Annotated in this window: 18 protein-coding genes; 13 read left to right on the plus strand and 5 right to left on the minus strand. The window is 63.8% G+C overall.

Annotated features, from left to right (window positions below):
* Position 1: 1 nt before the first annotated feature.
* From J3A98_RS21295 to accC, 4 genes are all read left to right on the plus strand, one after another.
* The gene (locus tag J3A98_RS21295) at positions 2–1,774 is read left to right on the plus strand and encodes a protein-disulfide reductase DsbD (protein ID WP_209968188.1); all 1,773 of its coding nucleotides are present in this window, start codon (positions 2–4) and stop codon (positions 1,772–1,774) included.
* A gap of 179 nt (positions 1,775–1,953) precedes the next feature.
* Positions 1,954–2,409, plus strand: coding sequence for a type II 3-dehydroquinate dehydratase (aroQ, locus tag J3A98_RS21300; RefSeq protein WP_003255330.1), 456 nt, complete (start codon positions 1,954–1,956; stop codon positions 2,407–2,409).
* A gap of 100 nt (positions 2,410–2,509) precedes the next feature.
* Positions 2,510–2,971, plus strand: coding sequence for an acetyl-CoA carboxylase biotin carboxyl carrier protein (accB, locus tag J3A98_RS21305; RefSeq protein WP_176684382.1), 462 nt, complete (start codon positions 2,510–2,512; stop codon positions 2,969–2,971).
* 17 nt (positions 2,972–2,988) lie between these two features.
* Positions 2,989–4,344: an acetyl-CoA carboxylase biotin carboxylase subunit gene (accC, locus tag J3A98_RS21310; RefSeq protein WP_003255333.1), complete on the plus strand. Its 1,356-nt coding sequence runs from the start codon at positions 2,989–2,991 to the stop codon at positions 4,342–4,344.
* Between the two features lie 55 nt (positions 4,345–4,399).
* Here accC and J3A98_RS21315 read toward each other — a convergent pair whose 3' ends face one another.
* Positions 4,400–6,253 carry a sigma-54-dependent Fis family transcriptional regulator gene (locus J3A98_RS21315; RefSeq protein ID WP_209968190.1) on the minus strand — a complete coding sequence of 618 codons (1,854 nt, stop codon included), beginning with the start codon at positions 6,251–6,253 and terminating at the stop codon, positions 4,400–4,402.
* A 283-nt stretch (positions 6,254–6,536) separates the two neighbouring features.
* Between J3A98_RS21315 and J3A98_RS21320 the strand changes: the two genes are divergently transcribed.
* From J3A98_RS21320 to J3A98_RS21350, 7 genes are all read left to right on the plus strand, one after another.
* Entirely contained in the window at positions 6,537–7,592 is a 1,056-nt protein-coding gene (locus tag J3A98_RS21320; protein ID WP_209968192.1) for an NAD(+)/NADH kinase, read from the plus strand.
* A 22-nt stretch (positions 7,593–7,614) separates the two neighbouring features.
* On the plus strand, positions 7,615–8,592 hold the full coding sequence (locus J3A98_RS21325; RefSeq protein ID WP_010951830.1) for a thiamine pyrophosphate-dependent dehydrogenase E1 component subunit alpha: 978 nt from the start codon (positions 7,615–7,617) through the stop codon (positions 8,590–8,592).
* 33 nt (positions 8,593–8,625) lie between these two features.
* Positions 8,626–9,648, plus strand: a complete 1,023-nt coding sequence (locus J3A98_RS21330) for an alpha-ketoacid dehydrogenase subunit beta (RefSeq protein ID WP_209968194.1) — start codon at positions 8,626–8,628, stop codon at positions 9,646–9,648.
* Positions 9,645–10,751, plus strand: coding sequence for an acetoin dehydrogenase dihydrolipoyllysine-residue acetyltransferase subunit (locus J3A98_RS21335; protein ID WP_176684379.1), 1,107 nt, complete (start codon positions 9,645–9,647; stop codon positions 10,749–10,751). Before J3A98_RS21330 ends, J3A98_RS21335 begins: the two co-directional genes overlap by 4 nt.
* A gap of 52 nt (positions 10,752–10,803) precedes the next feature.
* Positions 10,804–11,868 carry a 2,3-butanediol dehydrogenase gene (locus J3A98_RS21340; RefSeq protein ID WP_245355382.1) on the plus strand — a complete coding sequence of 355 codons (1,065 nt, stop codon included), beginning with the start codon at positions 10,804–10,806 and terminating at the stop codon, positions 11,866–11,868.
* Between the two features lie 212 nt (positions 11,869–12,080).
* Positions 12,081–13,814, plus strand: a complete 1,734-nt coding sequence (locus J3A98_RS21345; protein ID WP_209968196.1) for a C13 family peptidase — start codon at positions 12,081–12,083, stop codon at positions 13,812–13,814.
* 27 nt (positions 13,815–13,841) lie between these two features.
* Positions 13,842–14,486 carry an oxidoreductase gene (locus tag J3A98_RS21350; protein ID WP_209968199.1) on the plus strand — a complete coding sequence of 215 codons (645 nt, stop codon included), beginning with the start codon at positions 13,842–13,844 and terminating at the stop codon, positions 14,484–14,486.
* Positions 14,487–14,593: 107 nt separating this feature from the next.
* On the opposite strand, the gene J3A98_RS21355 is transcribed toward J3A98_RS21350, so the two are convergent.
* From J3A98_RS21355 to J3A98_RS21370, 4 genes are all read right to left on the minus strand, one after another.
* On the minus strand, positions 14,594–14,881 hold the full coding sequence (locus tag J3A98_RS21355; RefSeq protein WP_209968201.1) for a YceK/YidQ family lipoprotein: 288 nt from the start codon (positions 14,879–14,881) through the stop codon (positions 14,594–14,596).
* Positions 14,878–15,507: a flavin prenyltransferase UbiX gene (gene ubiX / locus J3A98_RS21360; protein ID WP_013970698.1), complete on the minus strand. Its 630-nt coding sequence runs from the start codon at positions 15,505–15,507 to the stop codon at positions 14,878–14,880. The genes J3A98_RS21355 and ubiX overlap by 4 nt, the downstream gene beginning before the upstream one ends.
* Entirely contained in the window at positions 15,504–16,853 is a 1,350-nt protein-coding gene (gene mpl / locus J3A98_RS21365) for a UDP-N-acetylmuramate:L-alanyl-gamma-D-glutamyl-meso-diaminopimelate ligase (protein WP_209968203.1), read from the minus strand. Before mpl ends, ubiX begins: the two co-directional genes overlap by 4 nt.
* 66 nt (positions 16,854–16,919) lie before the next feature.
* Positions 16,920–18,935: a sigma-54-dependent Fis family transcriptional regulator gene (locus J3A98_RS21370; protein WP_209968205.1), complete on the minus strand. Its 2,016-nt coding sequence runs from the start codon at positions 18,933–18,935 to the stop codon at positions 16,920–16,922.
* A 255-nt stretch (positions 18,936–19,190) separates the two neighbouring features.
* On the opposite strand from J3A98_RS21370, the gene J3A98_RS21375 reads away from it, so the two are divergent.
* Positions 19,191–20,711 carry an aldehyde dehydrogenase family protein gene (locus J3A98_RS21375; protein WP_021783950.1) on the plus strand — a complete coding sequence of 507 codons (1,521 nt, stop codon included), beginning with the start codon at positions 19,191–19,193 and terminating at the stop codon, positions 20,709–20,711.
* Positions 20,712–20,937: 226 nt separating this feature from the next.
* A complete protein-coding gene (gene eat, locus J3A98_RS21380) occupies positions 20,938–22,386 on the plus strand; it encodes an ethanolamine permease (protein ID WP_003255355.1) in 1,449 nt (482 codons plus the stop codon).
* The last annotated feature ends 30 nt before the right edge of the window (positions 22,387–22,416 follow it).

The following is a 22,416-nucleotide window of genomic DNA, read 5'->3' on the forward strand; positions in this document are numbered from 1 at the left end:
CATGCGCCGCCTGTTTTTCATGCTGTTCCTGCTGCTGGCCAGCCCTGCCTTCGCCGCAGGCCTGCTCGACAACCGCCCCAGCGCCACCCTCGGCGCCGCTTCGCTGGCCAACAACGCCGACTTCCTGCCGGTACACGAGGCCTTCAAGCTCAACCTGGTCCAGGCCGATGCGCAAACCATCAAGCTGCGCTTCGTCGCCACCGATGGCTACTACCTCTACCGCCACCGCTTCCAGTTCCACACGGAACCGGCCGATATCACCCTGGGCACGCCGAACATCCCCAAGGGTGAGCCCAAGCACGATGAATTTTTCGGCGACGTCGAGGTGTACCACGGCGTGCTCGATATCGAGTTGCCGCGCAAAGACCCACGCGCCTTCACCCTGCTGGTGGGCTACCAGGGTTGCGCCGACAAGGGCTTGTGCTACCCACCGGAAACCGCACGCCTGAGTATTGATGGCGAAGGCGCTGCAAACGCGCCGGCCACCCGCGAGCACGGCTGGAACTGGAAGTCGCTGCTGCTGTTCTTCCTCGCCGGGGTCGGCCTGACCTTCACCCCCTGTGTCCTGCCGATGTTGCCGATCCTCTCCGGTGTGGTGCTGCGCGGCCAGGTTGGCGGCGTGCGCGGCCTGGCGCTGTCGCTGGCCTACGTGCTGCCAATGGCGGCCAGCTTCGCGGTACTCGGCGCACTGATGGGCCTGTTCGGTGCAAGCCTGAACCTGCAGGCGCGCCTGCAGTCGGCCTGGGTGCTGGTTCCCTTCGCGCTGTTCTTCGTGGTGTTCGCCCTGGCCATGTTCGGCCTCTTCGAGCTGAAGCTGCCCCAGGCCCTGAGTAACCGCCTGAACAACGTCGCCAATCACACCCGGGGCGGCTCGCTGCTGGGCGCAGCAGTGCTCGGTGTGCTCTCCAGCTTGCTGGTTTCTCCGTGTGTATCGGCGCCCTTGGCCGGTGCCTTGCTCTATATCAGTGCCAGTGGCGATGCCCTGGGTGGCGCGCTCAAGCTGTTCGCCCTGGGTTTGGGCATGGGTGCGCCGTTGCTGCTGATGGCCACCGGGGGCGCGGCCTGGCTGCCCAAAAGCGGCCCGTGGATGAACACCGTGAAAAACGCCATCGGCGTACTGCTGCTGGGGCTGGCCATCGGCTTGCTCAGCCGTGTACTGCCAGGCCCTGTGACCTTGCTGTTGGTCGGTTTCCTCGCCGCGGGTGTGGCACTGTTCCTCGGCGCCCTTGAATTCGTCGTCAAGACGGCACCCCAGCGCCTGGCGCAACTGCTCGGTCTGGCCTTGCTGGTGTACGCGCTGGCTTGCTGGTACGGCGCCCTCACTGGCCAGGGCGACCCGCTGCGCCCGCTGCCGGTTGCGTCACTGACCGCCAGCGGCGGCCTGCCAGCAGCAAAAGCCGATGCCTGGCAGACCATCACTACCCCTGATGCGTTGGACGCAGCCCTGGCGCAGGCCAAGGCTGCCGGCCAGCCAGTGCTGCTGGACTGGTACGCCGACTGGTGCATCAGTTGCAAAGTGATCGAGCATGAGGTGCTCAATGCACCACAGGTGCAAACACAGCTGTCCGGCTTCAAATTGCTGCGTTTCGACCTAACCGAAAGTAATGCCCAGCAACGCAAACTGCTCGACCGCTACCAGCTGTTCGGCCCACCCGCCCTGCTGTTTTTTTCTGGGAACGGCAGCGAAATTACCGCTGATCGGGTGATTGGCGAGATAAATGCCGGTGAATTTGCGCAGATTCTGACGCGCGTACGCGGCAAAGTCGGTCTATAACTTCCCGCGAGCCGGGAAAAATCCTGAAATGAATGACCGGATTTAATTATCCGGTCACATACTTCGCGCGAACCTCGGACATCGTGCTGGCTATTGCCGGGAACTGGACACTTGCCGTTGCTTTACGGCACACTCGCCGCGCTGTGTCGAATTGCCCTACAAATCCAAGGAATCCGCAGATGGCAACGCTACTGGTGCTCCACGGCCCCAACCTTAACCTGCTCGGTACTCGCGAGCCAGGCCACTATGGCGCCGTGACCCTGGCTCAGATCAACCAGGACCTGGAGCAACGTGCCCGCGCCGCAGGCCACCATCTGCAGTACCTGCAGAGCAATGCCGAATACGAACTGATCGACCGCATTCACGCCGCACGCAACGAGGGTGTGGACTTCATCCTGATCAATCCGGCTGCTTTCACCCACACAAGCGTCGCATTACGTGACGCATTGCTTGCGGTGAGCATCCCATTCATCGAAGTGCACCTGTCCAACGTGCACAAACGCGAACCGTTCCGTCACCACTCCTACTTTTCCGATGTTGCCGTAGGGGTGATCTGCGGTCTGGGCGCCAGCGGTTATCGCCTGGCCCTGGAGTCCGCACTGGAACAACTGGCTGCCAACGCACAGCCCAAATGATGAAAACCCTGGCCTAAGTGGGCCGGGGTTCGAGAGAAACGTTTCAGATACGTTTTTTTGTATTTCGCCCCCTGACCGAACCTTTGGGAGTTGATGATTAATGGATATCCGTAAAGTCAAGAAACTGATCGAGCTGCTGGAAGAGTCTGGCATCGACGAACTGGAGATCAAGGAAGGCGAAGAGTCGGTCCGTATCAGCCGTCACAGCAAGACTCCAGCAGCCCAGCAGTTCTACGCACCGGCGCCTATGGCTGCCGCCCCTGCCGCTGCCCCGGTTGCCGCTGCTGCCCCAGCCGCCGAAGCCGCTGCTGCTGCCCCGGCCCTGAAAGGCACCGTGATCCGTTCGCCAATGGTAGGTACCTTCTACCGCAAGCCTTCGCCGACCTCGCCTAACTTCGCTGAAGTTGGCCAGTCCGTGAAGAAAGGCGACACCCTGTGCATCGTCGAAGCCATGAAGATGATGAACCACATCGAAGCCGATATTGGCGGTGTCATCGACGCCATCCTGGTAGAAGACGGCCAGCCGGTTGAGTTCGACCAGCCGCTGTTCACCGTCGTTTGAATCGCGGAGAGCCAACGATGTCTGGGAAGCTCGAAAAAGTCCTGATCGCCAACCGCGGGGAAATTGCCCTGCGGATCCTGCGTGCCTGCAAAGAGCTGGGTATCAAGACCGTCGCCGTGCACTCCACTGCCGACCGTGAACTGATGCATCTGGGCCTGGCAGACGAGTCGGTCTGCATCGGCCCTGCATCGTCCAAGGATTCCTACCTGCATATCCCGGCGATCATCGCTGCCGCCGAAGTGACTGGCGCCACTGCGATTCACCCGGGTTACGGCTTCCTGGCAGAAAACGCCGACTTCGCCGAACAGGTGGAAAAATCCGGTTTCGCCTTCATCGGCCCGAAAGCCGACACCATTCGCCTGATGGGCGACAAGGTTTCGGCCAAGGACGCGATGATCAAGTCGGGCGTACCGACCGTACCGGGCTCCGATGGCCCACTGCCAGAAGACGAAGAAGTTGCCCTGGCGATTGCCCGTGACGTCGGCTACCCGGTGATCATCAAGGCCGCCGGTGGCGGTGGTGGTCGCGGCATGCGCGTGGTGCACAAGGAAGAGGACCTGATTTCCTCGGCCAAGCTCACCCGTACCGAAGCCGGTGCAGCCTTCGGTAACCCGATGGTTTACCTGGAGAAGTTCCTGACCAACCCACGCCACGTGGAAGTACAGGTACTGTCCGACGGCCAGGGCAACGCCATTCACCTGGGCGACCGCGACTGCTCGCTGCAGCGCCGTCACCAGAAGGTACTGGAAGAAGCACCAGCCCCGGGCATCGATGAGAAAGCCCGCCAGGAAGTGTTCAAGCGCTGCGTCGATGCGTGCATCGAGATCGGCTACCGTGGTGCCGGTACTTTCGAGTTCCTGTACGAAAACGGCCGCTTCTACTTCATCGAGATGAACACCCGCGTGCAGGTTGAGCACCCGGTATCGGAGATGGTCACTGGCATCGACATCGTCAAGGAGATGCTGAGCATCGCCGCTGGCAACAAGCTGTCGTTCCGCCAGGAAGACGTGGTGATCCGTGGCCACTCGCTGGAGTGCCGGATCAACGCCGAAGACCCGAAGAAGTTCATCCCGAGCCCAGGCAAGGTGAAGCACTTCCACGCCCCAGGCGGCAACGGCGTACGCGTCGATTCGCACCTGTACAGCGGTTATTCGGTTCCGCCGAACTACGACTCGCTGATCGGCAAGCTGATCACCTACGGCAAGGACCGCGACGAAGCCATGGCGCGCATGCGCAATGCCCTGGACGAGATCGTCGTCGACGGCATCAAGACCAACATCCCACTGCACCGCGACCTGGTGCGTGATGAAGGCTTCTGCAAAGGCGGCGTCAACATTCACTACCTCGAGCACAAACTGGCCAACCAGGAGTGATCGTGTAGTGTGATGTACCAGAACCCCGGCCCTGTGCCGGGGTTTTTTATTGCCCCTAGCTCTTCATCCGCGGCATGTCGATACGATGCTCATGCACTCGCCGATAAAGCGTCGCACGCGAAATACCCAAAGCCCGCGCCGCATCCGCCGGCTTCCAGCGATGGCGGATCAGCGCGTCCAGCAACAGCTGCCGGGCCGGGCACGACACCCCGCTTTCAGCCGAGCCAACCGCTTCACCACGCACCTCCTGCGGCAGATCCTGCAGCCGCACCTGCCCGCCCTCACTCACCGCGCAGGCATACCGCAACACCTGCCGCAGCTGGCGCAAATTACCCGGCCAGCGATAAACCAGCAGCGCCTGCAACGCGTCATCCGCCAACACCACCTCCACCCCGCAGGCCGCAGCCTCCTCGGCAAGCAACTGGTGAATCAGCCCCAGCCGGTCATCACGTTCACGCAAGGGGGGTAGCTCAAAGCGGGCATTGGCCAGGCGGAAGTACAAGTCTTCACGAAATCGCCCGTCCTCCACCATCGACGCCAGATCGCGATGGGTCGCACAGATCACCTGAATATCCACCCGCTCCCGCCGTGCCGCCCCCAGCGGCGCCACCTCCCCCTCCGCCAGCACCCGCAGCAGGCGGGTCTGCAGGTTCAGCGGCATGTCCCCGATCTCGTCGAGAAACAACGTGCCGCCATCGGCCTGCTGCAACAGCCCTTGCATGCCTTTGCTGGAAGCCCCGGTGAAGGCCCCGGCCACATAGCCGAACAACTCGCTCTCGATCAGGGTTTCCGGAATGGCCGCGCAGTTCAGGGTAACGAATGGGCCATCACAGCGCTGGCTTTGCTGGTGCAGTTGGCGGGCGAATACCTCCTTGCCGGCCCCGGTCTCACCCAGTACCAGCACCGCCAGGTTGCAGTCCTTGACCCGCGTGGCCAGCCGCAGGTGCTGCTCGATACGGGTGTCCTGTGCCTGGCGCACAGGCTGCGCACGCTGGCGTTGCTGCGGTGCGCTGACCCGGCCATACAAACCGCCCAGACCGGGCAGGCGTTGGGCGGACGACGCGCTCACCCGGCGCAGCTGGTCGATGTCGAACAGTTCGCCAATGTGCTCGGGCAAGCGCCCCAGGCGTTCCACAAGCCGTTGCCGCGCCAGGCTGTTGATTGCCTGCAAGCGGCCATCGGCATCCCAGGCCAGCAGGTAGTCGGGCTGGCTCTCCACATAACCCGGCGTGCCGTGGGCGCGCATCACCCAGTGGCCCTGGGCGCTGTGCATGAAGAAGGCGTTTTCGATCTCGCGGGCCGTCTGCTCGACCAGTTGGCGGATCAGGTGCTGGCTGCGCCGATCATCCGGCGACTGCAAAGCCGACACATCAACCACGCCCAGCAGCTCGCCCAACGGGTCGAACACCGGCGCCGCTGTGCAGGTCAGGCCAATGAAGGCGGCGCGGAAGTGATCGCGCTTGTGCACCGTGACCGGGGCCTTGCTGGTCAGTACCGCCGCCACGCCGCATGTGCCCTCCTCGCCCTCCGACCAGCAGGTCCCCAGATACAGCCCAGCCTTGCGACAGTCGTTGCGGATGGCCGACTCGACCCGGTAATCGATGGTGCGCCCCTGGGCATCGGTAAGCAGCACGCAGTAGTCAGCGCCGCGCACCCGTTCGTGCAAGCGCGCCACGGCATCGCTGGCGATGCGCAGGAACAGCTCGGCGCGTTCGCGGCATTCGTTGAGCAGGCTTTGGGAAAGGATACGCGGCCCCTGCTGGGAAGCGGGGTCGAGGCGGTACACATCCATGGAGCGACGCCATGAATCGAGGATCAGCGGTGGTACCGGCGCCTGCGGCAGGCGGTCGGCATTCTTCAACACCCTGCTGACGCAGTCCACATGGGCTCGGGAGTTCGCGGCAAGCATTCAGGCCCTCCGGTTCTCGTTGCTGTTTTTATCGTTGTCCGGCCATTAAGCGCCTCTGGGCATGCCCCGACAAGCACTGTGTGATTACCGGCTGGCTTGAGACGCAGCGTCTCAGCGTCTCGGCAACAGAGGCCCGGAGCTGGCACCCGGCGTCTCGCCGCCGCCCCCCGTAAGACCTGCCCGATCACGACCAGAGCCCTCTAGCCCGGCCACTTCAGCCATCGCGAAGAAAGCTGGCACCCCGCTTGCTCCTGCCCTTGCAAACAAAAATACGAGGTGCGCCATGCCGCTACCCGCCCCGAATGTCGGGATCATTGCCAACCCTGCCTCTGGCCGCGACCTGCGCCGCCTGACCGCCAATGCCGGGCTCTATTCGAGCACCGACAAGGCCTCGGCCATCCAGCGTCTGCTGGCCGCTTTCGGTGCCACCGGCATTAGCCGGGTGTTGCTGTCCAGCGACATGACCGGCATCGCTGCCGCAGTGCTCAAGGCCAGCCAGGGCCCGGGGGCCCGTGACCAGCACTGGCCGGCCATCGAGATACTCGACCTGCCACTGACCCAGACCGTGGCCGATACCCGCCTGGCAACCCGGCGCATGGTCGAGCGCGGCGTGACGATGATCGCCGTGCTGGGCGGTGATGGCACCCACAAGGCGGTCGCTGCCGAGGCCGGTGACGTGCCGCTGCTGACCCTGTCCACCGGCACCAACAACGCCTTCCCCGAACTTCGTGAAGCCACCAGCGCAGGCCTGGCCGGTGGCCTGCTTGCCAGTGGCCGGGTAGCGGCCAGCATCGGCTTGCGCCGTAACAAGCGCTTACTGGTGAAAGTGCCCGAACAACAGTTGGCCGAATGGGCCTTGGTCGAGGTGGCCGTGTCGCCACAGCGCTTCATCGGTGCCCGTGCACTCAGCCGCAGCGAGGACCTCTGCGAAGTCTTCGCCTGCTTCGCCGAACCCCACGCCATCGGCCTGTCGGCCCTGTGCGGCCTGTGGTGCCCGGTGTCACGGCAAGATCCGCACGGCGCCTGGGTACGCCTGGCCCCCGGTGCCGAACAGGCGTTGTTGGCACCATTGGCGCCCGGCCTGCTGCAAGCCTGCGGCATCTCCGCCTGCGGTCCGCTGACGCCCGGCGTCGCCCATCGCCTGAGCCTGGCCAGCGGCACCCTGGCCCTGGACGGCGAACGCGAAATCGAATTTGCCGAGCATGACACGCCCACCATCACCCTCGACCACCAAGGCCCACTCAGCGTGGACGTCGAGGCCGTACTGGCGCATGCCGCCCGCCACCACTTGCTGGCCGTCCCGCGCGGCCACCGCCTGCACCCTGCAAACCCGTGTTGAGACAACCCCGGAGAACAACAAGATGTCCAATCAACTCAGTACTGAACAACTGCTGCATGCCTATGAAGTCATGCGGACCATCCGCGCCTTCGAAGAACGCCTGCATGTGGAGTTCGCCACCGGCGAAATTCCCGGCTTCGTCCACCTGTATGCAGGCGAAGAAGCCTCTGCCGCCGGGGTCATGGCCCACCTGCGCGACAGCGACTGCATCGCCTCGACCCACCGCGGCCATGGCCACTGCATCGCCAAAGGCGTGGACGTGTACGGCATGATGGCCGAGATCTACGGCAAGAAGACCGGCGTGTGCGGCGGCAAGGGCGGCTCGATGCACATTGCCGACCTGGAAAAAGGCATGCTCGGTGCCAACGGTATCGTCGGCGCCGGCGCACCACTGGTGGCCGGGGCGGCGCTGGCGGCCAAGCTCAAGGGCCGCGATGACGTGTCGGTAGCCTTCTTCGGCGATGGGGCATCCAACGAGGGCGCCGTGTTCGAAGCCATGAACATGGCGTCGATCATGAACCTGCCCTGCATCTTCGTGGCCGAGAACAATGGCTACGCCGAGGCCACTGCCTCCAACTGGTCCGTCGCCTGCGACCATATTGCCGACCGCGCTGCCGGCTTTGGCATGCCTGGCGTCACCATCGACGGCTTCGACTTCTTTGCCGTATACGAGGCCGCCGGCGCCGCCATCGAGCGCGCCCGTTCCGGGCAAGGGCCGTCGCTGATCGAGGTCAAGCTCAGCCGTTACTACGGCCATTTCGAAGGCGATGCGCAAACCTACCGCGCCCCTGATGAAGTGAAGAACCTGCGCGAATCCCGCGACTGCCTCATGCAATTTCGCAACAAGACCACCCGCGCCGGCCTGCTCACGGCCGAGCAACTGGACGCCATCGACGCCCGCGTCGAGGACCTGATCGAAGACGCCGTTCGCCGCGCCAAGTCCGATCCCAAGCCACAGCCCGCCGACCTGCTCACCGACGTCTACGTCGCCTACCCCTGAGCCGCGGAATACAAGAACAACAGGAGAACCACCATGGCAAGAAAGATCAGCTACCAGCAGGCCATCAACGAAGCTCTGGCCCAGGAAATGCGTCGCGACAACACAGTGTTCATCATTGGCGAAGACGTCGCCGGCGGTGCCGGTGCGCCCGGGGAGGATGACGCCTGGGGTGGCGTGTTGGGCGTGACCAAAGGCCTGTACCACCAATTCCCCGGGCGCGTGCTTGACGCGCCGCTGTCGGAAATCGGCTACGTCGGCGCCGCCGTCGGTGCTGCCACCCAGGGCCTGCGCCCGGTGTGCGAACTGATGTTCGTCGACTTCGCCGGCTGCTGCCTGGACCAGATCCTCAACCAGGCCGCCAAGTTCCGCTACATGTTCGGCGGCAAGGCAGTGACCCCGCTGGTGATGCGCACCATGTATGGCGCCGGCCTGCGCGCGGCCGCCCAGCACTCGCAGATGCTCACCTCGCTATGGACGCACATCCCCGGCCTGAAAGTGGTGTGCCCATCCTCGCCTTACGATGCCAAGGGCTTGTTGATCCAGGCGATCCGCGACAACGACCCGGTGATCTTCTGCGAACACAAGCTGCTGTACAGCATGCAGGGCGAGGTGCCGGAAGAGGTGTACACCGTACCGTTCGGCGAAGCCAACTTCGTGCGCGATGGCGACGACGTGACCTTGGTTACCTACGGGCGCATGGTGCATGTGGCGCTGGAGGCCGCCAACAACCTGGCCCGTCAGGGCATCGACTGCGAAGTGCTGGACCTGCGTACTACCAGCCCGCTGGACGAAGACAGCATTCTGGAAAGTGTGGAGAAGACCGGCCACCTCGTGGTGATCGATGAAGCCAACCCGCGCTGCTCGATGGCCACCGACATCAGCGCGCTGGTGGCGCAGAAGGCTTTTGCCGCACTCAAGGGCCCGATCGAAATGGTCACCGCGCCGCATACCCCGGTGCCGTTCTCCGACGCCCTGGAAGACCTGTACATCCCTGACGCGGCGAAGATTGAAGCCGCCGTGCGCAAGGTGATCGAAGCCGCAAGGAGTGCCGCATGAGCCAGATCCATACCCTGACCATGCCCAAGTGGGGCCTGTCGATGACCGAGGGCCGGGTGGACACCTGGCTCAAGCAGGAAGGTGACGAAATCAGCAAGGGCGACGAGGTGCTGGACGTCGAGACCGACAAGATCAGCAGCAGCGTCGAAGCGCCGTTCAACGGCGTGCTGCGCCGCCAGGTGGCCAAACCGGATGAAACCCTGCCCGTCGGCGCACTGCTGGCGGTGGTCGTCGAAGGCGAAGCAGAAGAGGCCGAAATCGATGCGGTGGTACAGCGCTTCCAGGCCGAGTTCGTCGCCGAAGGTGCGGCCGACCAGAGCCAGGGGCCGGCCCCGCAGAAGGCGGAAGTAGGTGGGCGCCTGCTGCGCTGGTTCGAGCTGGGTGAAGGCGGCACACCGCTGGTGCTGGTGCACGGTTTTGGCGGTGACCTCAACAACTGGCTGTTCAACCACCCGGCGCTGGCGGCCGAGCGGCGGGTCATCGCCCTCGACCTGCCGGGCCACGGCGAGTCGGCCAAGGCCCTGCAGCGGGGCGACCTGGATGAGCTCAGCGAAACCGTGCTCGCCCTGCTCGACCACCTGGACATTGCCAAGGCTCACCTGGCCGGCCATTCCATGGGTGGTGCCGTCAGCCTCAATGTGGCGCGCCTGGCCCCGCAGCGGGTGGCCAGCCTGAGCCTGGTGGCCAGCGCTGGGCTGGGCGAAGCGATCAACGGGCAGTACTTGCAAGGTTTCGTCACCGCGGCCAACCGCAATGCACTCAAACCGCAGATGGTGCAGTTGTTTGCCGACCCGGCGCTGGTCACCCGGCAAATGCTGGAGGACATGCTCAAGTTCAAGCGCCTGGAAGGTGTGGACCAAGCCCTGCAGCAGTTGGCAGGGGCGCTCGCCGACGGCGACCGGCAGCGCCACGACTTGCGCGGGGTACTGGGCAATCACCCGGCGCTGGTGGTGTGGGGCGGCAAGGATGCGATCATCCCGGCCAGCCATGCCGAGGGCCTGGAAGCCGAAATACGGGTGCTGCCAGAGGCCGGCCACATGGTGCAGATGGAGGCGGCCGAACAGGTCAACCAGCAACTGCTCGCATTCCTGCGCAAGCACTAAGCCCTTTTCGTGAGCCTGGAGAACAACAATGAATGACCTGAGCCACACCCACATGCGCGCTGCCGTCTGGCATGGCCGCAACGATATTCGTGTCGAACAGGTACCTTTGCCGGCCGACCCTGCGCCGGGCTGGGTGCAGATCAAGGTGGACTGGTGCGGCATCTGCGGCTCCGACCTGCACGAGTATGTTGCCGGCCCGGTGTTCATCCCGGTAGAGGCCCCGCATCCGCTGACCGGCATTCAGGGCCAGTGCATCCTCGGCCACGAATTCTGCGGCCACATCGCCAAGCTTGGCGAAGGCGTGGAAGGCTATGCCGTAGGCGACCCGGTGGCAGCAGACGCCTGCCAGCATTGCGGCACCTGCTATTACTGCACCCATGGTCTGTACAACATCTGCGAACGCCTGGCCTTCACCGGTCTGATGAACAACGGTGCCTTCGCCGAGCTGGTCAACGTGCCCGCCAACCTGCTCTACCGGCTGCCGCAGGGCTTCCCTGCCGAAGCCGGGGCACTGATCGAACCGCTGGCGGTGGGTATGCACGCGGTGAAAAAGGCCGGCAGCCTGCTTGGGCAAACCGTTGTAGTGGTGGGAGCCGGCACCATCGGCCTGTGCACCATCATGTGCGCCAAGGCTGCGGGTGCGGCGCAGGTCATCGCCCTTGAGATGTCCTCTGCGCGTAAAGCCAAGGCCAAGGAAGTGGGCGCCAATGTGGTGCTGGACCCCAGCCAGTGCGATGCCCTGGCGGAAATCCGTGCACTGACAGCAGGGCTGGGCGCCGATGTGAGTTTTGAGTGCATCGGCAACAAACATACGGCCAAGCTGGCCATCGACACCATCCGTAAAGCAGGCAAGTGCGTGCTGGTGGGTATTTTCGAAGAGCCCAGCGAGTTCAACTTCTTCGAACTGGTGTCCACCGAGAAGCAGGTGCTGGGGGCGTTGGCGTACAACGGCGAGTTTGCCGATGTGATTGCCTTCATTGCTGATGGTCGTCTGGATATTCGCCCACTGGTAACCGGCCGGATCGGATTGGAGCAGATTGTCGAGCTGGGCTTCGAGGAACTGGTGAACAACAAAGAGGAGAACGTGAAGATCATCGTTTCACCAGCTGTGCGCTGATTGTACCTTGAAGGCAACGTGGCACCTGTGGGAGCGGGCGCGCCCGCGAAGAAGCAACACGGTGGAGGGCACCGGCTTCGCCGGTGTTCGCGGCTGAAGCCGCTCCTACAGGGTACGCGCAGGGTACACGGCCTATGCGCCGAGACATGGGCTCACTGTCTCAGGCTCCCATTCTGCGTCATACTCGGCAGACCTATTGCCCGGTCCTCGCCATGCGTCCACTGCTCCCCATTACCCTGCTCCTGCTGCTCGCCGCCTGTGGCGATGGCGAATCGCTGCTCCCACCGGACGCACGTCTGCCTGACGGTGGGCGTTACCGGGGGCAGGTGGTCGATGGCCTGCTGCAGGGTGAGGGCCGGATCGACTACCCCAACGGCAGCTGGTACGCCGGCAGCTTCAAGGACGGCCAGTGGCACGGCCAGGGCGAATGGCATGGCCAGAACGGCGAGGTCTACCGCGGCCAGTTCGCCGAGGGGCTGTTTCAGGGCCTGGGCGACCTGACCACCCCAGGCAGCCACTATAGCGGCACCTTCCGCCACGGCCGCCGCGACGGCGAGGGCACCCTCAAGCAAGCCGACCAGACATACCGCGGCCAGTTCAAGGACGACCTGTACGACGGCGCAGGCCAACTGGAACTGGCCGACGGCAGTCGCTATCAAGGCTTGTTCGCCAAGGGCAAGCCCAACGGCGCCGGGGTGCGCAGCGATGCCAGCGGCAACCAGTTCAGCGGCCTCTTCGTCAACGGCCAGCTACAAGGCGCCGGCACCTACGACAGCGTTGATGGCGAGCAGTACATCGGCGAGTTCAAGGACAACCGCCTGGAGGGCCGTGGCCGCTACGAAAATGCCGATGGCGACGTGTGGATCGGTGAATTCAAGGACGGCTCGCTGAACGGCGAAGGGGAACTGCTGGGCAGCGATGGCAGCCACTACAAGGGTGAGTTCGCCGACTGGCGTCTGTCGGGCCAGGGCAGCCTGCAACTGCCCGACGGCAGCAAGTACATCGGCGGGTTCCTGAACGATGCCTACCATGGCCACGGGCGGCTGATCCTGACCAGTGGCAGGGTCGAAAGCGGAACATGGGCCAACGGCGTGCGCGTGCGTGACCAGAATGGCAAGCTGCTGCCAGACCCACTGGACCTGGCATTGCTCAACCAGGGCCGGCTGCTGGACGAGGCGCTGGCTCGGGTACCACGCTCGGCGCCACCGATCCAGCTGTATAGCCTGGTAGTGGCCGGCGATGGCCAGCAAAGCGTATTCCTGCGCGAAGCCGACTATGTCAGCAACATGCTCAGGGTGCGCTTTGGTGCGAGCGGCCAGGTGACGCTGGTCAACCACCGCGACCACATGGCCACACGCCCCATGGCCACCCGCGAGAACCTGTCCCGCGCCGCCACCACCCTGGCAGAGCGCAGCGGCCCTGAAGACCTGGTGTTCATCTACCTCACCAGCCATGGCAGCCAGGATCACCAACTGGTGCTCGACCAGCCCCGCCTGCAGCTGGCCGACCTGGCCGCTGACGAGCTGGCCACTGCCCTGGCACCGCTGAAGGATCGCGACAAGGTAATCGTCATCTCCGCCTGCTATTCAGGGGGCTATATCGCCCCGCTCAAAGATGAGCGCACGCTGATCATGACTGCTGCCCGGGCCGACCGCGTCTCCTTCGGTTGCTCGGAAGAAGCCGACTTCACCTACTTTGGCGATGCCCTGTTCGCGGAAGCGCTGAACCAGACCGACGACCTGAAACAGGCGTTTGAACTGGCCCGCGCCAGCGTTGCCGAAAGAGAACACAGGGAAGGCTTCGAGGCCTCCGAGCCGCAGCTGTGGGCACCGCCCGCCGTGCTTGAGCACTGGCACCACCTGCGCCAGCAACAAGCCAAAGAAGCGTTGCGTAACACCACACAGGCCAACGCGAGGGAACAGGCAAAAATGCCCGGCACTCACTAGACTTGTGTGTAACAAGGGAGAGACATCATGTACTTGACGCCTCAGCATGTCCTGCTTGCCGGAGCCACCGGCCTGACCGGTGAGCACCTACTGGACCGCCTGCTCAACGAGCCCACCATCACCCGAGTACTGGCGCCTACGCGCCGACCATTGGCCGAGCACCCGCACCTGGAAAACCCGGTGGGCGACCCGGCGGTATTCCTTCCGCAACTGGCTGGCCAAGTCGACATCGCATACTGCTGCCTGGGCACCACGCTGAAGCAGGCCGGTTCCGAGTCGGCTTTCCGCGCAGTGGATCTGGACATGGTGGTCGCCTTCAGCAAGCGTGCCCGGGAAATGGGCGCGCGGCATCTGCTGGTGGTCAGTGCAGTGGGCGCCGACCCCAAGTCGTCAATTTTCTATAACCGGGTCAAGGGCGAGATGGAAGAAGCGCTCAAGGCTCAGGACTGGCCACAGTTGACCATCGTGCGGCCCTCGTTCCTGCTGGGCGAGCGGCTGGAGCCAAGGCTCACTGAACAGCTTGTTGCGCCGTTTTCCAGGTTGATACCCGGGAAGTACCGGGGAATCGAGGCTTGTACCCTGGCGCGGGCCCTGTGGCGGCTGGCGCTGGAGGAAGAAGACGGCGTGCGGGTTGTGGAGTCGGATGAGTTGCGCAAGTTGGGCAGGATCTAGGCTTCGCTTGTGCTGGCCTCTTCGCGGGCACGCCCGCTCCCACAGGGTCTCCATAATCTTCCAGTGACTACTCACAAGTAGGAATGGGCGTGCCTGCGAAGAGGCCATCACAGGCCGCCGGTGGCCTGGAAGCCTATGCCGGCCGCTGTCAGCAAAGACAACGGCAGCAGCAGGGTATCGAGCAGCATGCTGCCGGGCAGATCCAGGCGCGGATACGCCGGAGCGTCCGCACCGTAATGATCCCGCGGGCAACACCCGCCATTGATCACATACAAATCCAGCCGGGTACCGGCATACACCACCGGTGCGCCGGGCTTGTTGGCATCCAGCGTGCGCACAGTGGCGCACCCACCCAGCATCACAAGCGCCAGCAACCCCGCCAGTGCTCGCTTCAATCATCCACCCCGAAGTGGTGCTCGCCCCAACGTGGCAACATGTCCTGGGGGATGTTCAGCAGGTTGAGGATACGCGCCACGACAAAGTCGACTAGGTCGTCGATGGTCTGCGGCTGGTGATAGAACCCCGGAGCCGCCGGCAAGATGACCGCGCCCATTTGCGACAGCTTGAGCATGTTTTCCAGGTGGATGGTGGAGAATGGCGCTTCGCGTGGCACCAGGATCAGTTGACGACGCTCCTTGAGGGTGACGTCGGCAGCCCGCTCGATCAGGTTGTTGCAGGCGCCAGTGGCGATGGCCGACAAAGTGCCAGTGGAACAGGGGACCACCACCATTGCCGCCGGGGCGCCAGAACCCGAGGCTACCGGCGACATCCAGTCTTCCTTGCCATACACACGGATCTGCCCATCGGCCGCGCCGGTGTATTCAGTCAGAAACGCCTGCATCGCCTGGGGCTTGGCCGGCAACACAACATCTGTCTCGGTGGCCATCACCAACTGTGCGGCCTTGGAGATCAGGAAGTGCACCTCGCGGTCTTCGCGTACCAGGCAATCGAGCAGGCGAAGGCCATACTGGGCACCCGAGGCGCCCGTCATGGCCAGGGTGATGCGTTCCGGCCCGCTCACTTCAGCGCCTCGGCCAGCTTGCCGTGCAGGCCGCCGAAGCCGCCGTTGCTCATGATCACCACATGGGTGCCTGGGCGAGCCTGGCCTTTGATCCGCTCGATGATCGCTTCGAGGCTATCGGCCACCACGCTCGGCACCTTGCACTGCGCGGCGGTGGCGGCCAGGTCCCAGCCGAGGTTGGCCGGCGCATACCAGATCACCTGGTCGGCGTCGTTTACGCTTTCTGGCAGGCCGTCACGGTGGGCACCGAGTTTCATCGAGTTGGAGCGTGGCTCGATCACCGCGATCACAGGCGCCTCCCCCACCCGCTTGCGCAGGCCGTCGAGCGTGGTGGCAATGGCAGTCGGATGGTGGGCGAAGTCATCATAGATGGTCACACCTTGTACTTCGGCAACCTTCTCCATGCGCCGCTTGACGCTCTTGAACGCACTCAGGCCGTCGATGCCCATGGCCGGCACCACGCCTACATGACGCGCGGCTGCCAGGGTGGCCAAGGCGTTGGCGACGTTGTGCTGGCCGGTCAGTGCCCAGTCCACCACACCCTGCACTTCACCCTCGAACAGTACTTCAAAGCGCGAGCCATCGGGGCTGAGCAGGCGGGCTTGCCACTGGCCGCCCTCCCCGGTGGTTTGCACAGGGGTCCAGCAGCCCATGCCGATCACACGCTCCAGCGCTTGCTCGGTGGTCGGGTGGATGACCAGGCCTTCGCTGGGGATAGTCCGCACCAAGTGGTGGAACTGCCGCTCGATCGAGGCCAGGTCCGGGAAGATGTCTGCGTGATCGAACTCAAGATTGTTGAGGATCGTGGTACGCGGGTGATAGTGGACGAACTTCGAGCGCTTGTCGAAGAAGGCGCTGTCGTACTCGTCGGCCTCCACCACAAAGAACGGCGTGTCGCCCAAACGGGCCGACACCGAGAAGTTCTGCGGCACACCACCAATCAGGAAACCCGGGCTCATGCCGGCGTGTTCCAGCACCCAGGCCAACATGCTGCTGGTGGTGGTCTTGCCGTGAGTACCGGCAACAGCCAGCACCCAGCGCCCTTGCAGCACGTGGTCGGCCAGCCACTGCGGGCCGGAGACATAGGGCAGGCCCTTGTTCAGCACGTATTCAACCGCGGGGTTGCCGCGCGACATGGCGTTGCCGATGACCACCAGGTCTGGCGCCGGATCCAGCTGGGCCGGGTCATAGCCTTGGGTCAGCTCGATACCCTGGGCTTCGAGCTGGGTACTCATCGGGGGGTAGACGTTGGCGTCGGAGCCGGTGACGCGGTGGCCAAGTTCCTTGGCCAGCACCGCCAGCGAACCCATGAAAGTGCCGCAAATACCGAGAATGTGAATATGCATGGTCGACCTCGCAAAACATCGAGGCAGGGTAGCCCAGGGCGCGACAAATCGCACCCGCTGTTTCGCTCAGTCGCCCCTTGTAATGCCGTGTTTGCGCAGTTTTCGATACAAGGTATTGCGGCTGATGCCCAAGTGCTCGGCGACGCGGGTGAGATGCCAGTGTTTTGCCTCCAGGACCTCCTTCAGCGCTTGCCGCTCCGCGTCGAGCAGAACCTCGCTCCCTACAGATTCATCCTCAATCTCTGCGGCACCGCCGGACCTGCGGGAGCGGGCTTGCCCGCGAACGAGGGCAATGCCCTCGCCCTCTATTGCCTGGTAGGACATCTTCGCGGGCTCGCCCGCCCCCACGGGAGGTGGGCTGGTGCGGATGACTGCGGGGAGGTCCGCAAAGGTAATGCGGGCATCTTCGCAAAGCGCCACCAAAGTACGCAGCACATTGCGCATCTGCCGCACGTTCCCCGGCCAGGTAAATTCGAGCAGCGCCTGCCGCGCCCTGGGCTCGATGTCTATGCGTTGCCCCTGCGTCTCCTGGCGTAGCAGAAAGTCCAGCAACTGCGCCTTGTCACTGCGTTCTCGCACCGCCGGCAACGCCACCTCCAGGCCATTGAGGCGGTAATACAGGTCCTCGCGGAAACTACCCTGTTCAACCCGTTCCAGCAGGTCACGGTGCGTAGCGCTGACGATGCGCACGTCCACCGCCTGTGGCTCTCCCCCGATCGGCACCACCTGGCGCTCCTCCAGCACCCGCAGCAGGCGGGTTTGCAGGGCAAGCGGCATATCGCCGATCTCGTCCAGCAGCAAGGTGCCGCCGTCGGCCTGCAACAGCTTGCCGCGCATGCCCTCCTTGCGCGCGCCGGTAAAACTGCCGCCGCGATACCCGAACAGCTCACTCTCGATCAGGCTTTCCGGGATAGAAGCGCAGTTGATGGCGACGAACGGCTTGCCGCGCCGCTCACTGGCCTGATGCACAGCCTGGGCGAAGGCCTCCTTGCCACAGCCGGTCTCGCCGCGCAGCAGCAATGGCACATCGCGCTCGAACACCCGCACGCTGCGGCGGAAATCATTTTGCAACGCAGGGTCCAGCAGACAGACCAGCGGCTCCACTTCACGTGCAGGCCGCGGCTGGGCGGCCGGCACTGACCAAACCGGCGCCCGGGCCTGCCCCCGCAGGCTGGCGAACACCTGGCGACCATCCAGGGTGCGCAGCGGCCAGACAGTGCTGCCGCCGGGCGTGGCACGGCTGAACATTTCGTCATGGCTGCACGCGAAAAAGCACTCCAACGGTTTGCCCAGCACGCCACCCCGTACCGTGCCCAGCAGGTTCAGTGCGCTTTGGTTGGCAGCGCAAATGCGGCCATCGCCGTCGAACGCCAGCAAGCCTTCGCTGAACAGGCCGACCGACTCGGCTTGCAGGTGAAAACGCAATAACCATTGCTGCTCGAAATGGCGCAGGAAATAGCAGCTCTCGATCATCTTCGCCGACAGGTTGACCAATGCCATGGTGTGGAACTGGCTTTGCCGCGATACGTCGGGGCGGGCAGAGGACACGTCGAGTACCGCCAGCAGTTCGCCATGCGGGTCGAACACCGGGCTGGCCGAGCAGGTCAGGCCGGTGTGACGGCCACGGAAGTGCTCGTTCTGGTGGATGGTCAGCGCCTGGCGTTCGACCAGGCAGGTGCCGATGCCATTGGTGCCCTCGCGCGCCTCGCTCCAGTCGGCGCCCAGCCACAGCCCGGCCTGTTCGAAGCTGCGCCGCTCGGTGGGGGCACTGACGCAGTTGAGGATCACCCCGCGGGCGTCGGTCAGCAGCACCGCGTGGCCCGCGCCGGAAAGCTGCTGGTGCAGGCTGTTCATTTCATGGTCGGCAATTTGCAGCACCTGGTGCAGGCGCTCGCGGCTTTCCAGCAGGCGCCCATGCTCAAGCACCACCGGGGCTTCGATCACCGCCGGGTCGAGGTGGTAGTCCTCCAGGCAGCGCAGCCAGGAACGGGCGATGGACGGGTCACTGCCGCCCTCCCCGGCCCCACCATGGGCAACGCTATGGACCTGCCGGGCATGGCGAGTGAAGTGATTGCTCTGCATTGTTGTAATTCTCCGCAGATAGAGCGTCAGCCCAGCATCCTCCACCCGGGTAGGCTTTGCAATGCACACACCGATGACGTGCCGCAAACGGCACAAAGTGTCACCCCTGGCGTACCGACGCCGGCACAGCCCCTCTTTGAGAGGGCCGGTAAAAATGACCCAAGTCATTGATTTGCCTGGCACGGCCAACACTGGCCCAACCCTTGCTCTATGCTTTTCAACTCCCTAAAAAGCACAATACCAAGGAGACACACCATGCGTTATGCACATCCCGGTACCGAGGGCGCGAAGGTTTCCTTCAAGAACCGCTACGGCAACTACATCGGTGGTGAGTTCGTTGCTCCGGTAAAGGGGCAGTACTTCGAAAATACCTCCCCGGTGAATGGCAAGCTGATCGCTGAATTCCCCCGTTCTACTGCCGAAGACATCGAGAAAGCCCTGGATGCCGCCCATGCTGCGGCCGACGCCTGGGGCCGCACTTCAGTGCAGGATCGTTCCAACGTTCTGCTGAGGATTGCCGACCGTATCGAGCAGAACCTCGAACTGCTGGCCATCACCGAAACCTGGGACAACGGCAAGCCGATCCGCGAAACCCTCAACGCCGACATTCCGCTGGCAGTCGACCACTTCCGCTATTTCGCTGGCTGCATCCGCGCCCAGGAAGGCGGTGCTGCCGAGATCAATGAAGGCACCGTGGCCTACCACATCCACGAGCCACTGGGCGTGGTCGGGCAGATCATCCCCTGGAACTTCCCGATCCTGATGGCTGCCTGGAAGCTTGCCCCGGCACTGGCCGCTGGTAACTGCGTGGTGCTGAAGCCTGCCGAACAGACGCCACTGGGCATCACCGTCCTGCTCGAAGTCATTGGCGACCTGTTGCCACCTGGCGTGCTCAACGTGGTGCAAGGCTACGGCCGCGAAGCCGGTGAAGCCCTGGCCACCAGCAAGCGCATCGCCAAGATCGCCTTCACCGGCTCTACCCCGGTGGGCTCGCACATCATGAAATGCGCGGCCGAGAACATCATCCCGTCCACCGTCGAACTGGGTGGCAAGTCGCCGAACGTGTACTTCGAAGACATCATGCAGGCCGAGCCAAGCTTCATCGAGAAGGCGGCAGAAGGCATGGTGCTGGCGTTCTTCAACCAGGGTGAAGTGTGCACCTGCCCGTCGCGTGCCCTGGTGCAAGAGTCGATCTACCCGCAGTTCATGGAAGTGGTGATGAAGAAGGTGCTGCAGATCAAGCGCGGCGACCCGCTGGACACCGACACCATGGTCGGCGCCCAGGCCTCGCAGCAGCAGTTCGAAAAGATCCTCTCGTACCTGCAGATTGCCCAGGACGAAGGCGCCGAGCTGCTCACCGGCGGCAAGGTCGAGAAGCTGGAAGGTGCGCTGGCTACCGGTTACTACATCCAGCCGACCCTGCTCAAGGGCAACAACAAGATGCGCGTGTTCCAGGAAGAAATCTTCGGCCCGGTGGTCAGCGTCACCACCTTCAAGGACGAAGCCGAAGCGCTGGCGATTGCCAACGACACCGAGTTCGGCCTGGGTGCCGGCGTGTGGACCCGCGACATCAACCGTGCCTACCGCATGGGCCGCGGCATCAAGGCTGGCCGTGTGTGGACCAACTGCTACCACCTGTACCCGGCGCATGCCGCGTTCGGTGGGTACAAGAAGTCGGGGGTCGGGCGTGAGACGCACAAGATGATGCTGGATCACTATCAGCAGACCAAGAACCTGCTGGTGAGCTACGACATCAATCCGTTGGGCTTCTTCTAGACCGCGTCGCCTTCTTCGCGGGTAAACCCGCTCCTACAGGTCCTGCGCTGGTCTTGAATCTTGCGCAATCCCTGTAGGAGCGGGTTCACCCGCGAAGAGGCCAGGCCGGCATACCCTGACCCCAGGGCGGCAACCGTGCACCAGCCGCTCTGGCTCGCTTCCTGCAGTACCCATCACCATCGGCCCGGAACCCTTCCGGCCACCAAGAAAAACAACAGGTGAATCTATGCCAAGCGAACATTCCGCCGGATCGCCGGCAGGCTCTTCCGTCGACTTCGAGAAAGTCGGCTCTGACTATTTCCAGCAACGTGAACTGAAAAAAGGCGCCGCCGGCTGGGTACTGCTGGTCGGCCTGGGCGTGGCCTACGTCATTTCCGGCGATTACGCCGGCTGGAACTTTGGCTTGGCTCAGGGCGGCTGGGGTGGCATGTTCCTGGCCACCTTGCTGATGGCCACCATGTACCTGTGCATGTGCTTCTCGCTGGCCGAGCTGTCGTCGATGATCCCCACCGCTGGCGGCGGCTACGGCTTTGCCCGCAGTGCCTTCGGCCCGTGGGGCGGCTTTCTGACCGGCACGGCGATCCTGATCGAATACGCCATCGCCCCTGCCGCCATCGCGGTGTTCATCGGCGCCTACTGCCAATCGCTGTTCGGTATCGGCGGCTGGATGATCTACCTGGCGTTCTACATCGTGTTCATCAGCATCCACATTTTCGGCGTGGGTGAGGCACTGAAGCTGATGTTCATCATCACCGCCATTGCCGCCATTGCCCTGGCCGTATTCCTGATAGGCATGGTGCCCCATTTTGATGCGGCCAACCTGTTCGACATCGCCAAAACGGACGCCGTCGGCGCCAGCAGCTTCCTGCCGTTCGGCTATGTCGGCGTGTGGGCAGCCATCCCCTACGCCATCTGGTTCTTCCTTGCCGTCGAAGGCGTGCCACTGGCCGCAGAAGAAACCAAGAACCCCAAGCGTGACCTGCCACGCGGCCTGATCGGTGCCATGCTGGTACTGCTGGCCTTCGCCTTGCTGATCCTGGTGGTCGGCCCGGGCGGCGCAGGCTCCGAGGCGCTGAAGGCCTCCGGTAACCCGCTGGTCGAAGCCCTGTCGAAGGCCTACGGCGGCTCCACCTGGATGGGCGGCTTCGTCAACCTGGTCGGTCTGGCCGGGCTGATCGCCAGCTTCTTCTCGATCATCTATGCCTATTCCCGGCAGATCTTCGCCCTGTCCCGCGCCGGTTACCTGCCGCGCAAACTGTCGGAAACCAACAAAAGCAAGGCCCCGGTACTGGCCTTGGTCATCCCCGGCATCATCGGTTTTGCCCTGTCGCTGACGGGCCAGGGTGACTTGCTGATCCTGGTGGCAGTATTTGGCGCTACCCTGTCTTACGTGCTGATGATGGCTGCGCACATTACCCTGCGCATCCGCCGGCCAAAGATGGAACGCCCATACCGCACCCCGGGCGGCATCTTCACCTCCGGTCTGGCCCTGGTGCTGGCGTGCATCGCCGTGGTCGCCGGATTCCTGGTTGACCCGCGGGTAGTCATTGGCGCTGCAGTGATCTATGCGGTATTAATTGCCTACTTTGCTTTCTACAGCCGCCACCACCTGGTCGCGGGCACACCGGAAGAGGAATTCGCCGCGATCCAGAAGGCCGAAGAGGCCCTGCACTGATCGTCGCCACCCGCCGCGGGGCAACCCGCG

It is taken from the genome of Pseudomonas sp. BP6 (assembly GCF_017875935.1).
Lineage (GTDB): Bacteria > Pseudomonadota > Gammaproteobacteria > Pseudomonadales > Pseudomonadaceae > Aquipseudomonas > Aquipseudomonas putida_Y.

What these genes read in the sequence shown, in the direction of transcription:
- J3A98_RS21370 (WP_209968205.1), bottom strand. Translation starts at nt 18,935, where the DNA reads ATGCAGAGCAATCACTTCACTCGCCATGCCCGGCAGGTCCATAGCGTT.
- eat (WP_003255355.1), top strand. Translation starts at nt 20,938, where the DNA reads ATGCCAAGCGAACATTCCGCCGGATCGCCGGCAGGCTCTTCCGTCGAC.
- J3A98_RS21340 (WP_245355382.1), top strand. Translation starts at nt 10,804, where the DNA reads ATGCGCGCTGCCGTCTGGCATGGCCGCAACGATATTCGTGTCGAACAG.
- mpl (WP_209968203.1), bottom strand. Translation starts at nt 16,853, where the DNA reads ATGCATATTCACATTCTCGGTATTTGCGGCACTTTCATGGGTTCGCTG.
- aroQ (WP_003255330.1), top strand. Translation starts at nt 1,954, where the DNA reads ATGGCAACGCTACTGGTGCTCCACGGCCCCAACCTTAACCTGCTCGGT.
- J3A98_RS21315 (WP_209968190.1), bottom strand. Translation starts at nt 6,253, where the DNA reads ATGCTTGCCGCGAACTCCCGAGCCCATGTGGACTGCGTCAGCAGGGTG.
- accC (WP_003255333.1), top strand. Translation starts at nt 2,989, where the DNA reads ATGTCTGGGAAGCTCGAAAAAGTCCTGATCGCCAACCGCGGGGAAATT.
- J3A98_RS21350 (WP_209968199.1), top strand. Translation starts at nt 13,842, where the DNA reads ATGTACTTGACGCCTCAGCATGTCCTGCTTGCCGGAGCCACCGGCCTG.
- J3A98_RS21335 (WP_176684379.1), top strand. Translation starts at nt 9,645, where the DNA reads ATGAGCCAGATCCATACCCTGACCATGCCCAAGTGGGGCCTGTCGATG.
- J3A98_RS21330 (WP_209968194.1), top strand. Translation starts at nt 8,626, where the DNA reads ATGGCAAGAAAGATCAGCTACCAGCAGGCCATCAACGAAGCTCTGGCC.
- J3A98_RS21295 (WP_209968188.1), top strand. Translation starts at nt 2, where the DNA reads ATGCGCCGCCTGTTTTTCATGCTGTTCCTGCTGCTGGCCAGCCCTGCC.
- accB (WP_176684382.1), top strand. Translation starts at nt 2,510, where the DNA reads ATGGATATCCGTAAAGTCAAGAAACTGATCGAGCTGCTGGAAGAGTCT.
- J3A98_RS21320 (WP_209968192.1), top strand. Translation starts at nt 6,537, where the DNA reads ATGCCGCTACCCGCCCCGAATGTCGGGATCATTGCCAACCCTGCCTCT.
- J3A98_RS21345 (WP_209968196.1), top strand. Translation starts at nt 12,081, where the DNA reads ATGCGTCCACTGCTCCCCATTACCCTGCTCCTGCTGCTCGCCGCCTGT.
- J3A98_RS21325 (WP_010951830.1), top strand. Translation starts at nt 7,615, where the DNA reads ATGTCCAATCAACTCAGTACTGAACAACTGCTGCATGCCTATGAAGTC.
- J3A98_RS21375 (WP_021783950.1), top strand. Translation starts at nt 19,191, where the DNA reads ATGCGTTATGCACATCCCGGTACCGAGGGCGCGAAGGTTTCCTTCAAG.